12 protein-coding genes are annotated in these 12475 nt (G+C 70.6%); 1 reads left to right on the plus strand and 11 read right to left on the minus strand.

The window, feature by feature from the left end; translation table 11 throughout:
• Positions 1–102 precede the first annotated feature (102 nt).
• The 3 genes from AZL_RS13170 to AZL_RS13180 all read right to left on the minus strand — a co-directional run bounded on the left by AZL_RS13170 (position 103) and on the right by AZL_RS13180 (position 3004).
• Entirely contained in the window at positions 103–1416 is a 1314-nt protein-coding gene (locus tag AZL_RS13170) for an EAL domain-containing protein (RefSeq protein WP_148219315.1), read from the minus strand.
• 143 nt (positions 1417–1559) lie between these two features.
• Complete coding sequence (locus tag AZL_RS13175) at positions 1560–2633, minus strand: quinone-dependent dihydroorotate dehydrogenase (RefSeq protein WP_012975038.1); 1074 nt, start codon at positions 2631–2633, stop codon at positions 1560–1562.
• Complete coding sequence (locus tag AZL_RS13180) at positions 2630–3004, minus strand: DUF952 domain-containing protein (protein ID WP_012975039.1); 375 nt, start codon at positions 3002–3004, stop codon at positions 2630–2632. Before AZL_RS13180 ends, AZL_RS13175 begins: the two co-directional genes overlap by 4 nt.
• A 342-nt stretch (positions 3005–3346) precedes the next feature.
• Here AZL_RS13180 and AZL_RS13185 point away from each other — a divergent pair, with 342 nt between their 5' ends.
• Complete coding sequence (locus AZL_RS13185) at positions 3347–3565, plus strand: hypothetical protein (RefSeq protein WP_042443126.1); 219 nt, start codon at positions 3347–3349, stop codon at positions 3563–3565.
• Between the two features lie 32 nt (positions 3566–3597).
• Here AZL_RS13185 and AZL_RS13190 read toward each other — a convergent pair whose 3' ends face one another.
• The 8 genes from AZL_RS13190 to AZL_RS13225 all read right to left on the minus strand — a co-directional run bounded on the left by AZL_RS13190 (position 3598) and on the right by AZL_RS13225 (position 12364).
• Positions 3598–3918, minus strand: a complete 321-nt coding sequence (locus tag AZL_RS13190; protein ID WP_012975040.1) for a hypothetical protein — start codon at positions 3916–3918, stop codon at positions 3598–3600.
• An 85-nt stretch (positions 3919–4003) separates the two neighbouring features.
• Entirely contained in the window at positions 4004–5518 is a 1515-nt protein-coding gene (gene terL, locus AZL_RS13195) for a phage terminase large subunit (protein WP_012975041.1), read from the minus strand.
• Positions 5518–7509 (minus strand): glycosyl hydrolase family 28-related protein, encoded by a 1992-nt coding sequence (locus tag AZL_RS13200; RefSeq protein ID WP_247894216.1) that lies wholly within the window; start codon positions 7507–7509, stop codon positions 5518–5520. Before AZL_RS13200 ends, terL begins: the two co-directional genes overlap by 1 nt.
• A 134-nt stretch (positions 7510–7643) precedes the next feature.
• Positions 7644–8651 (minus strand): hypothetical protein, encoded by a 1008-nt coding sequence (locus tag AZL_RS33410; RefSeq protein ID WP_052293668.1) that lies wholly within the window; start codon positions 8649–8651, stop codon positions 7644–7646.
• On the minus strand, positions 8651–10546 hold the full coding sequence (locus tag AZL_RS13210) for a hypothetical protein (protein ID WP_042443130.1): 1896 nt from the start codon (positions 10544–10546) through the stop codon (positions 8651–8653). The genes AZL_RS33410 and AZL_RS13210 overlap by 1 nt, the downstream gene beginning before the upstream one ends.
• A 13-nt stretch (positions 10547–10559) precedes the next feature.
• Positions 10560–11129: a hypothetical protein gene (locus AZL_RS13215; protein ID WP_012975045.1), complete on the minus strand. Its 570-nt coding sequence runs from the start codon at positions 11127–11129 to the stop codon at positions 10560–10562.
• A gap of 29 nt (positions 11130–11158) precedes the next feature.
• Entirely contained in the window at positions 11159–11431 is a 273-nt protein-coding gene (locus AZL_RS13220) for a hypothetical protein (RefSeq protein ID WP_012975046.1), read from the minus strand.
• A gap of 114 nt (positions 11432–11545) precedes the next feature.
• Positions 11546–12364 carry a phage capsid protein gene (locus AZL_RS13225; RefSeq protein ID WP_012975047.1) on the minus strand — a complete coding sequence of 273 codons (819 nt, stop codon included), beginning with the start codon at positions 12362–12364 and terminating at the stop codon, positions 11546–11548.
• Positions 12365–12475 lie beyond the last annotated feature (111 nt).

The raw sequence follows: 12475 nt of genomic DNA on the forward strand, positions 1-12475 counted from the left end.
TGCCCGGACATCGCCGGGAACGCGAAATTTCCATCGCGGCATGGGGGAATGTCAAGCGCGGCTGCGGAAATCAAGGCACGCACGCCGCAAGCGTTTGCTCCCTCACTCCGGCTTGCGGCTCAGCCTCGGTTCGCCGAACAGGTAGCCCTGGCCGAAGTCGAAGCCGGTGTCGAGCACCTCGACCAGCTGGTTCTCGGTCTCGATCTTCTCGACGATCAGGTCGATTCCCTCGGCGACGCAGCGATGGCGCAGCTCGCGGACGCGCGCGGCGTTGGCGGAGTCGAGCACCAGGGCGCGGTCCAGCTTGATGCAGCGGAATTCGTGGCGCAGCAGCCGGTCGATGTCGATGGCGAGATCCGTCACCTGATCCATCGAGAAGCGGAAGCCCAGCCGCGCCAGCTGCGACAGGATGCCCATCGTCACCGCCCCGCCGGCGTTCAAGGCGTGCTGGCTCAGCTCGAACATCAGCTTGGGCACCAGGGCGTGGTTCTGCGCCATCATGTTCAGGAACTGGCGCATGAACTCCGCATCGGCCAGCGTCGCGGCGGAGATGTTGGCGAAGAAGCCGATGGCGTGCTGGCGCCGCTCCGTCTCGCGGATCAGCTGGACGCAGCGGACCAGCTGGAGATTGTCGATGGTGGCGATCAGCCCTTCGCGCGCGGCGATGTCGAGATAGCGGTCGGGCATGATCTGCTGCCCGTCGGCGGCCCGCACGCGGGAGAACACCTCGTAGAAGCGGTGTTTGCGCTGGGGCAGGCTGACGACGGGCTGGAGATAGACGTCGATGCGGTCGGCCTTCAGCGCGTCGCGCACCGCCTCCAGCACCGCGGCGTCATTCATCGGCATCGGCATGCGAGGCGGAGCGGGTGAAGCGGGTGAAGCGGAAGCGGGCGGCGGCACGGCCGGGTCGGGACGGCGCTCGGCGCTGGCGGCGGGCGGACGCGGGGCGCGACGCTCGGTCAGGCGGGCGACCAGCGATTGCAGCAGCTTCACCTCCTGCATCACCGCGTCATAGCGGGCGCCGCCATCGGCCCCGGCTCCCGGTTCGGCGGCAAGGCGCCGCTCCAGCAGATCGGCCAGTTCCTCCACCCGATCGTTCAGGCGGGCGACGCGGCGGGCCGCCTTGCGCTCGCGCTCCAGCCGCGTCGCCACCTCATGGACCAGCGCCCCGGCCAGCACCACCAGCGCGCCGGCCAGCCCGGCCACCAGCGGATCCCCCTCCGGACGCAGCGCCCACAGCGCCGCGGCGGTCGCCCCCCCGGCGATCAGGTAGGCCAGCGCATAGACGAGATGCGTCAGCAGGGTCATCGCGGAAACCGCGACGTCGTGGATGGGGCTGGCGGTGGAACGGGTGTTTCCAGGGCGGAGGCTTTCCGGACGAGGATCGGCGGTCAGGGCGTTCAGCGGGGCGTTCATGGGGATGCTGCCTCCGGCATCGGCATCACACGGAACCGGGCGGGCATCCCACAGCTTACCCCACTGTCGGGTCACCCGCTTGACGATCCGTTAATGCTACGTCCGCGCCCGCCCCATCCTGCGCAGCAGGGCTGCGCGGGGCGTCAGCGGTGATCCGCCCCCACCGCCTCGGCGACCGAGCGGAAGCCGTCGCGGCGCAGCAGCTCCGCCAGCTCGCGGCGGATGCGGTGGACCACCGCCGGCCCGGCATAGACCATCGCCGAATAGAGCTGGACCAGCGAGGCGCCGGCCCGGATCTTGGCATAGGCGTCGGCCCCCGTCGCCACGCCGCCGACCCCGACGATCGGCAGCTTGCCGCCGGTCAGCGCATAGATCTCGCGCAGGACGGAGGTGGAGGGCTCGAACAGCGGCGCGCCGGACAGGCCGCCGGCCTCGCCGCGCAGGGCCGCCGGGATGATGTCGGGCCGGGCGATGGTGGTGTTGGAGACGATCAGCCCGTCGATGCCGCTCTCCAGCGCCACCGCGGCGATGTCGCTCTTGTCCTCCACCGTCAGGTCGGGGGCGATCTTCAGCAGCAACGGCGGATCGCGGGTCAGGCCGCAGGACGCCCGCGCCTCCAGCACCCGCTCCAGCAGGGCGCGCAGCGGGTCGCGGCCCTGGAGCGCCCGAAGGCCCGGCGTGTTGGGGGAGGAGACGTTGACGACCAGGTAATCGGCCAGCGGCGCCAGCCGGCGCGCGCCGATCACGTAATCGTCGGCGGCGTCCGCCGTGTCCTTGTTCTTGCCCAGATTGGCGCCGACGATGCCCGGCGCCCGCCTGGCCTTTTCGCGGCGACGTTCCAGCCGGCGGGCGAAGGCCTCCAGCCCCTCGTTGTTGAAGCCCATGCGGTTGATGACCGCCCGCTGCTCGACCAGCCGGAACAGGCGGGGGCGCGGATTGCCGGGCTGGGGCCGCGGGGTGACGCTGCCGGGCTCGACGAAGCCGAACCCCAGATTCAGCGTGGCGTCGACCACCTCGGCGTTCTTGTCGAAGCCGGCGGCCAGCCCGACCGGGTTGGTGAAATCCAGCCCCCAGACGCGGCTGCGCAGCGCCGGCTCGTCCTTGCCGCGGGCCGGCGGGACCAGCCCGGTCTTCAGCGTCTTGATGGTCAGGCCATGGGCGGTCTCGGGGTCGAAACGGAACAGCAACGGCCCGGCAAGCGGATAGAGGTCGATCACGGAACGAGGTCCTGAAGGGTGAAGGGGAAGCCGGCGGGGAAGACATGGCGTCCGTCCGGCCCCAGCGGCAGCGGATCGGCGCGCAGCACGGCGGACAGCGGCAGCGGGCCATATTGGTGCGGGAACAGCTGCCCGCCGCGCGACGGCTCCCAGCGGAGCGCGGCACCCAGCCGGTCGGCATCGACCGTCAGCAGCAGCAGGCCGTCCTGCCCGGCGCGGTGCTTGGCGGCGCTCTCCACCACCTGCCCGGCGGTGGAGAAATGGATGAAGCCGTCCCGCGCATCCTGCGACGAACCGGGATAGCTGCCGGCCGGGCGGGCGGCGTCCCACTCGTCCGCGCGGCACATATGGTGGATGATGCGGTCGGTCATGATGGCCGGACACTAGCCCAAGGCACGGCCAGCGGCCAGACGCTTCGCCGCCGCAGGTCCCTGATGGAAGGTGTCCGGCATCGCGGAGCGCGGCGGAGACGATAACCCACAACGCAGGATCGACTCCCCGAATGCGAGTCCGCACGCGCAGCGCGTTGCATTTTGCAAAGCACACTCGAAATTATTCGGCATTTTGCGGGTATTTTTGAAGTTTGATCCCCCGTTCCGCCGCCGGAATCGGCACCTCGCCGGCGCAACCCCTGCGATTCCAAGGGCTCCGCCCACCATTGGAAATTGGCACCACTTTTGCTGTGACGGTCCCAAGTCAACGGAGGACCCGCCATGAACGCGATTTCCATGAGCCTGCTGAAGAAGAGCCAGCCCTGCGATGCGACCCTGGGCGCCTCGGTCACCGCCATGGGCGCGCTGTGCGAACCGGGCCAGACCGCGGTGCCGCTGAAGCCGAGCGCCACCATGCTGGCCGCCGGGGCGCGGGCCGGCGGCGTATCGGTCGAGGTCGCCTGGAAGATCTACCAGGCGATGATCCACCACGTCGACTGAACCGGCCCGCCCGTCACCATCGTCCTTCGCGGTCAGCGCCGTCCGCCCTCGAAGGGCATGAAGCCCGAATCGAGCTTGGTCTCGATCCGCAGCAGATGGTCGGTCAGGCGTTGTTCGACATCCTTGAGTGTCGCGAAGGAGACATAGGTCTTCGCGACCTCCAGCTTGTAGGCGGCAAGGCTCTCGCGCACCTGCGCCTGGGCCTCCTCCGCCCGGTCGCGCAACTCGTCCAGCGCGCTGTCGGCATCCCTGCGCACGCGCGCGATCAGCCAGAACAGCCCGCCCATCGCCGGCAGCTCGACGGCGGTGATCCACCAGGCGAGATCCAGCCCACTGCTCAGGGCGTCATGCATCGGGGTCTCCCGTTGTTGGGGTAAAAGGGGTATCGAAAAGAACGGGGTGCGGCGCGCAGAGGCGCCGTCCTTCCATGATGTCCACTCACGGCTCCCACTCCGCCGGGGCCACCACCATGCCCACCCCGCGCCAATCGGCGCGGCGCTCGGGTGCCGCGGCATCGCCCTCGAAGCGGAAGGGCTCGGCGGCGAGACAGCCGGCCACCGCGTCGAGCCCGTCATCGGGGCCGCGATAGCGGCCGTCCGGGCGCCAGTCACGCATCTCCCGGATGAAAGGCGTGTCCCACACCGAGCGGTGGGCCAGCAGACGGCGGTCGGCCAGCAGGGCGTTGAAGGCCTTGGCGATGCGCACCGCCTTCGGCGTGCGGCTGGCCGCGTCGATCACGCCGACATCCAGCCGGTCCTTCTTCAGCCGCTCGCGCAGCAGGCCGGGCAGGAAGCCGCCAAGGCCGTTGACCTCGACATGGATCGACGGCAGGTGATGGTCGGCCAGAAGGCGGGCGACCTGCCGGCATTGCTGGCCGGCCTCCGTCTCCTCCGCCTTGGGATCGACGGTCAGATACAGCACCCGGTGCAGATAGAGACGGTTGTCCGCCCCGCCGAACACCACGGCGACGACGCTGCCGTCGCCCTTGGCCCTGCCGTCCTCCGCCGGACGGGCGAAGGCCGGATCCCACCAGCAGCTGGCCGAGAGCAGCCGCACCCCGTCCAGCGTCAGCACCGCGCGGCCCCGCGCCTCGCGATACGCCAGTTCCGCGTCGTAGCGGACGAGCTTGCCGACATCGAGCACCATGTCGGTCGGGCTGACCGGACGCAGCAGCATCTGGCTGGTGAACTTGTTGGGTCCTGTCGATTTGCGGATGCGGGCGACATGCGCCTCGCCGAAGCGCTCCTTCCAGGCATAGCTGCGGTTGCCCCGCTCATCCTCGGTATAGACCGGCAGGACCAGCCGCTCGAAGCCGTCGAGGAAGGGCGGGCCGCCGTCGTCCGCCTCCTCGGCATAGAGGCTGTCCTGCGCGTGCGGGGTGCCGACATAGAGCTGCGCCCCGCCGGGGACCAGCACATAGTCCAGCTCCAGCAGACGCTCGCGCAATGCCGCGCGCTTCACCGCGGTGTCGGCGTTGCGCGGCACCTCGACATCGTCGCAGATCACCACGTCGGCGCGGCTGCCGGTGATGTTGCCGCCGATACCCGCCGCCGCCATCGACGGGTCGCGCAGCTCCATCGGCCGCAGCACGGTGAAGCGGTCGGCCGCCCACTGGTCGCGCTCTCTGGCCGGCGGCTTCAGGTCGCCGCAGCCGGGGTGGCGTTCGAGGATGCGCTTGACGTTGCGCACCATCTTCATCGCCAGCCGCATGTCGGCGGCCAGCACCAGCAGCCGGCGGTTGGGATCGCGCCGCAGCAGCCAGGCGGCGAACAGTCCGACCAGCGTCGATTTCCCCGACCCGCGGAAGGCCATCAGCAGCATGCGCCGGTTGTCGCCGGCCATGTGCCGCTCCAGCCAGCCGGCCATCCGCGCATGATGGGCCGGCGTCCTCAGCTCCACCATGTCGTTCCACCCCCTGACGAATCCGGTGAAGCTGTCATCCTCCCGGTCCATCATGGATTGCGCCCCAATATGTGCCAGCCGGCGCCGTTCGACATCGCCGTCACCGCGTGGCCCTGGCCGGTCAGCGGAATGGCCTCGCTGTCCGGGCCGCCGCCGCCCGGCTGGGTGACGGTGACGCGGTTGCCGCCGGTGTCGGACTTCTTGATGGTGACCGTCCGGCCGAGCGCATGCGGCGCCGAGGGGGCCGGCAGCCGCACCTCCACCGGTCCGCTCCAGGCGCTGACCAGATAGAGCTGCTGGTTCAGATCCGGCTCGAACAGGCCGGGGGTCTCGTGATAATGCGCGTTGCCCGGCGGGTTGTTGCCGGCGACGATCCACCAGCCCGCCCCGTTCGACAGCAGCGTGACGAAGTCGTAGCGGTTGCCGAGCGACAACGTCCGCCCGTCCGGCCCCGGCCCGCCGCCCTCGGTGATGGTGAGCCGGTTGGCCGAGGCGTCGGTCCGCTTGATCGTCACCGCATGGCCGTTGGCGTCCTCCGCCTTGGGCAGGCGCAGCTCCACCGCCCCGCCATAGGCGCTGGCCAGATAGACCGAACTGGTCAGGTCCAGCGCCATCACCCCGCCCTTGGCCGGTTCGACATATTCGGTGTCATAGCGCAGGGCCTCCACCACCAGTTCGGTGACGCGGCTGCGCTGAAGCCGGTTCTTCTCCGGATAGCCGGCATTGACCGCCGTGTATCGCCCGCCGGAACGGTCGAGGATCGCCGGCCCGGCGGCGGCGGAGAACAGGTTGACGATCGCCGTCTCGACCGACCCGGCATCGATCTGGAGATTCGGCAGGGCCCCCAGCGACTCGGCGTAGAAATTCACGATCAGCGTCTTGTCGGTGACGGCGCCGACGCGGAAACAGGCCTCCGCCTGCGGCCACAGGTTGGCCTCGCAGTCGAAGAAGGCGTTGTTGAAGCGACCCTGCTCGACGAAGAAGCCGCAGCCGGTCATCGGCGCCGACAGCGAATAGACCCGGACGGCATGGAAGCGGTTGGCGTTCGGCGTGTCGCCCGCCCCGCTCCGGGTCAGCCACACCCCGTGCCGCGACGGCCGCGCCACCAGCACGCGGGCGATGTTGTTCCAGTAGCAGGGCAGGTTCGGGTCGATGTAACCGTCGAAGACCAGCCCGACCTCCGGCTCCCACAGGGTCAGGTCGGTCAGGCTGTTCTGCACGCAGGGGCCGTCACGCCCGAACAGCCGCACCCCCGCCTTGCCCCGTTCCAGCCGCAGGCCCGACAGGGTGGCGTAGCCGTCCGGCAGATGGATCAGGTCGAAGCCGTTGGACACCCCCCGGATCACCGACCCCTGTCCCGCCCCATACAGCGTCCGCCCATGGCCGAGCGTCAGCGTGTTGGCGATGCGGTAGGTCCCCGGCGGCACGAACACCGCGCGGGCCGAGGTCAAGGCGGCTTGAAGGGCCAGCGTATCGTCGACCAGCCCGTCGCCGACCGCGCCGAAATCCCTGACGGAGACGAGGTCGGCCAGCTTGTCGCGCACCGGCCGGGCGGTGGCCCCGGCGCCCGGCGGCACATAGGTCGCCAGCGCCTCCTCGTCCACCGGCGGGCGGACGGTCGGGTTGCCGGCGCTGTCGAAGGCCAGCAGCTTGCCCCGGCGCAGCGCGCGGTCGGGCAACAGCGGCGAGGCCGGCAGGTCGCTGTCGGCATAGCGCAGCATCAGCTCCTGGTCGCCCGCCACCTGCTGGAGGGCGGCGGTCAGCCGGTCCAGCTCGCCATTGAGGGCGGCGGCCGGCAACGGGCCGCTGTCGCCGAAATCGCTGCGCCGCTCGATGGGCAGCCGGCGCCGCAGCAGGACGAGGGTTCCCTCCGCCGGCGCGGCGGCGAAGGTGACGGCCCCGCCGGCGCTGGCGCCGGCCCCGCTGACCGCATAGCCGGCGCTCTGAAGCGCCGCCCCCAGGAAGACCTGGAGATCCCCATCGGCGAAGATCGGGAACGGGTAGGTGAAGACCCGCTGCGCGCCGTCGGCAAGATATTGCACGCGCGGAGTTCCACGCGGGATGAGAAGCGACGAGGACATCGGGGGGCTCCAAAAGACAAGCGCCCTCTCCCGCCTCTCGCACGAACGCCGTCCGTGCTGACGGCTTCAGGCGGATCGGGCGGGGGAGCCATTCTTCAAAAGAATTTACTCATATATTCCAGCCGCTGGCGGTCGGCGAGTTGCGACAACTCCAGCAGGTTGCGGCGCCTGGCCTCGTCCAGCCCTTGCTGGATCGCGGCGCGCTTCAGCTGGTCGGTCGCCTGCGCGTCCTTGCGTTCGCTCTCGCTGGAATTGGTCAGCCCCAGCAGGATCGCCTCGCCGGAACCGTCCTGCGCCGTGACCCCACGCGCCCCCAACCCGGCGCGGGTCTTGCCGACCGCCTGGCGCAGAGCGGCCAGCCGGCGCTGCTCGGCGGCATCGGCGGCGGCGGTCAACTGGGCGAGCTGCGTCTGGGCGTCGCTCTCCCTGGCGCGGACGGCCTCGTCCTGGCTGGCGCGCAGCTGGGCCAGCGTCTGCTCCTGGGCGGAGCGGAAATCATCCATCTCCCTGGCCCGCGCCGCCGCCGCGGCGGCAGCGGCGGCCTCGTCCCTCTGACGCTGAAGCTCCTGCTCGCGTTGACGCAACTCGGCGTCATGCGCCCATTGGCGGGCCTGCGCCTCGGCCTCCAGCTGGGCCTGCTGCTGGCGGGCGGCGGCGGCGGCCTGGGCGTTTCGTTCGGCCGCGGTCGCCTCTTCACGGTACTTCTGCTCCAGCGCCGCCTGCTGCGCGGCGGCCTGGGCCGCGTCCTGCTGGCGCCTGTATTCCAGCTCGGCCGCCGCCCGCTCGGCGGCCTGCTGGGCGGCCGTCTGTTGCGCGGCCACCTGCGCCGCATCCTGCTGACGCCTGTACTCCAGTTCGGCCGCCGCCCGCTCGGCGGCCTGCTGGGCGGCGCTCTGTTGCGCGGCCACCTGCTCCGCGTCCCGCTGGCGCTTGTACTCCAGTTCGGCCGCCGCCTGTTGCGCCGCCTGCTGGGCGGCGGCCTGTTGGGCGGCGGCCTGTTGCGCCGCGGCGCCGGACTGGCCGGCATTGGCGTTGCGCACGGTGCCGATGACGGAGTTCGCCAGCGGCAGCGCCGTGCTCACGAGGGGAGTGATACCACCCATCAGTCGTTCACCTTCAATTCCATGGTTACGGACAGCAGCGTGAAAGGCAGCGGCGCGTCCTGCTCGATCCGCCACAGCGGCAGGTCGGTGTCATGACGCCAGCCGAGCGCCCGCAGCCGGCGGTCGCCGGACACACGCGGCGGCACCCCGCCGGGCGGTTGCGGTCCCAGCCGGTGAAGCGGAAGTTCCTGCAACCCGCGCCCCAGATCGACGCGCAGCGCCGCCGTCTCCTCCAGCCGGAAGGTGACGGCGACCAGCCGGACAAGGTCGGCGCCGGTCGCCTGCCCCAGCAGGTTGGGCGGCAGCGGCTCGATCCGGTGGCTGTAGGGTAGCCCGATCTCGACTTTGCGCGCCGGCGGGTCGAGCGTGACGCTGCCGGCCTGCACGGTGGCGGGCGGGCGGACCACCCCGTCGGCGACGATGGCGACGCTCCGCCCCTCCAGATGCGCCAACCCGCCCCAGACGGCGGTCGCGTCGACCCGTTCGGCGGTGATGGCGGCGTCGAGGTTCAGCCCGTCGTCGAAGCGCTCGATGGTCCAGAAGCCGCGCCGCTCCACCAGCGCATAGACCTCGTCCCCCACCGCGGCGACGGAGCGCACCGCCCCGTCGGTCTCCAGCAGGGTCCAGGCGGTGACATCCTCCGCCCGGTAGGCGGTGAGCGCCCCCAGCGTGCCGTCCTCCATCGCCACGAACAGCAGCCGGCGGTTCTGGTCGTAATCCTGGTCGCGCGGGCTCGCCACCAGATGGCGGGCCAGCAGGGCCAGATCGTTGGCCTGATAGGCGGCCTCGGTGTCGGTGAAGAGGAATTCGCGGATTTCGCGCCGGTTGCGCGGCACGAACAGCGTCGCCCCCTCCACGTCGCGCGGCGGGATGGCGCGGTCCATCGGCGAGCCGATCCGCGTCTGCCGCTTGACCTGCATGCTCTGTGGGGTCAGCGGGTCGCCGGTCACCATATATTCGGCGCCCGAGGTGAAGACCTGGAGATGCCGGCCGGAGAAGACGGCGCGCACCGCGTTCACCTGATCGGACAGGATGCCGAACTCGATGGCCTGATCGTCCAGCCCCTCGCCCAGGTCGAAGTTCCAGATCTGGGCCGAACGCGACAGCCACAGCCGGTTGGGCAGGTCGCGCGACCCGCCGATCACCAGCCGGTCCTGGTGGAAGGCCGCCGACACCGGCCAGCCGCGCAAGGCGGAGAAGGCCTGCTCCTCCCATTGGGGGGTCGGCTGGGTGTCGGCCAGCGTCTCCTTCACCGTGGCGTTGACCTGGGTGGCCGACACCACGCCGGTGACCAGCAGTTGCTTGCCCCTGATGCGGAGGCGGGTGCCGTCCTGGCGCGGATCGAACACCGGAGCCGACGCGGTGACGGTGATCGCCCCGCCCGTGCCGGACGGCGTCACCGTCACCGCCGGATCGCCGAAGCGGTGGAAGGGCGTGCGCACCAGCCCTCCCTCGACCGCGAAGGCCCACTCCGCCAGCGCCCATCCCCCGTCGTCGCCGCGCGTCAGCTTGCGCGGCGGCAGGTCGGGATGGCAGACCAGCAGCGTATCGGCGCTCTGCGTCCAGGTGATCTGCGCCAGTTGCGTCAACGTCCAGGGTGCGGCGACCGAGGCCAGCCGGCTCCCGCCTTGGAACACGTCGATCCGGCGGTCGGTGAAGACCAGCAGATAGGTCTGCTCGCTGTTGCGCTCGAACGCCACCAGCCGGCCGTCGCCGGGGGCCAGCGCGGTGAAGGCGAGGCCGGAGCGCCGCGTCACCCCGCCGGTCGGATCTATGAACAGGTTGCGCAGGGCCAGCGCGCCGTTGTCGTAGGCCTTGAGATCGCCGCGCCCGAGCAGACGGCGCGACACTTCGCCGGCGGTGAAGTTGGTCTTGACCTGATGCAGCCGCCCCATCACGCCCTCCCCTTCATGCTCTCGCGTCGATCAGGGTGAAGTCCTCGAAGCCGGGCTGGCTGTCCTGCTGGGCGTCGATCTGGCGGGCGCGGCGGAACTCGCTTTCGGCGAGCTGGGCCAGGAACTCCGCCCGCGTCGAGCTTTCCGTCAGCGGCAGGCAGAATTCGGCGGCGAGCCGGGCGATCAGCGCCTGATCGAAGAAGGCGGGGAACGCCTCCTCCGCCGGACGGCCGATGTAGGACAGGGTGACGGCGCCGGCATCGCAAAGCAGCCTGCGGCCGTCGATGCGGTAGGGCAGCCCCCGTCCCCGCCCGTTGCCGCCCGCCCCCAGCGCCCGCAGCAAATCGGCGGGAAGCTGGAAGGCGAAGGCGTAGTCGGCGACCGGCGGCTCGGCCAGCCGCGGCAGTGTCGCCTGGACGCTGGCGAAGCTCCAGGCGCTGGCCGACAGCAGGGCGTCGCGCGTCGGCCCATAGAGGGCGGCGGCCACCTCCGCCTCGGCCGATCCGTCGTCGAAGGAGGCGATGGCGGTGGCGCCGAGCTTGATCAGCGCCCGGCCGCACAGGCCGATGGCGGTCAGGGCCATGGAATGAATCTCCGATGCGGGGGGCCGGATCAGTCGCTGTTGGCGCCGCCGAACGGCGTCAGGTTGGCGACATCGACCGCCCCGCCGGCGCTGGCGGCGACCACCAGCATGCCGGCCTGCGGCGTGGCGCCGCCGACCGCGCAGTTCGCCAGCAGCATGTCGCCCACCCGCAGCAGGTCGGCGGCACCGTTGAAATAGCCGGCGGTGTCGACATCGGCCGCCGCATCGGCTGTGGTGTAATGCCAGAGCGTGAAGCCGTTCGCGTAGGCGAGCACGCTCAAATCCTTGGACGCATAGGCCATGGACGGGGAACTCCGGATTTTGTGGGGGTACCCCCTCTCCCCCCGGGGAGAGGGTCGGGGTGAGGGGGAGGCACAAGGAGGATTGGGTGGCGAGCAACGGCGTCGCGCGCCCGCTCAGCTCTCCAGGCAGCGCAGGGTCACGACGCCGCTGGTGTCGATCAGTGCCGCGCCCTGGCTCATCATGTTGTTGACGAAGTGGGCCGCGCGGTCGCCGTGCCACGTGATGTCGGTCTTCACATCGGCGCCGGCCGCATGGCCAACCGCGGTCTTGTGATACCAGTGGCAGAGCCGGACGCCACCGTTCAGCGTCAGGCCGGAATGCGGCAGCCACAGCGTGCCGAGCCAGCGCTTGGCCTGGGTGCCGCGCCAGGGCAGCTCGTCGGTGCCGACATAGTCGGATCTGGCGAACTCCTCGATGCCCAGCAGCTGGCTCCACTGCTTCCAGCCGACGACGGCATAGCGCTGGCCATCGTCCGGCACGTCGGCCTCGCCCATCATCTCGAAGGCGGTCAGGATCTTGGCCTTGGTCAGTCCGTCGGTGGCGGCGCCGGCATAGCTGACGGACTTGTCCAGCTCGGCGATCAGCAGCTCGTCGGTCTTGCGGCCCAGCGCGTAGGCGCCGGCATTGGCGATGATCTGGCGCTCGTCGATGTTGGTCTTCAGCTCGTCCAGCCGGTCGACCCAGTCGCCGGCATAGAAGTCGTACAGCGCGCATTCCACCGGCGTGTGGTCCAGGTTCATCACCGGAACCGCGCCGTGGCGCGACTTGGTGGAGGCGGCACCCTTGCCCACCTTCTGGAAGACGGTGGAGGCGCCCTGAACATTGTTCTTGCTGCGCACCGTGTTGCGCAGTTTGGAGCCCATGCGCTGATAGGCCTCGTGGACCTCGCGCTCGAACTGCTTGACGAAAGCCTGGGCGATGCTGGTCGACATGGGGAATTCTTCCTTTCGCGTTCCTGCGGAGTCCGCCGGAAGCCGGCGGGCGGGGTCGGTCCGCCACCCGGTTGTCGGGAGCGCGTGCATGACGCACGGCCGGCCGCGGGC

Source organism: Azospirillum sp. B510 (assembly GCF_000010725.1).
Classification (GTDB): Bacteria; Pseudomonadota; Alphaproteobacteria; order Azospirillales; family Azospirillaceae; genus Azospirillum; species Azospirillum lipoferum_B.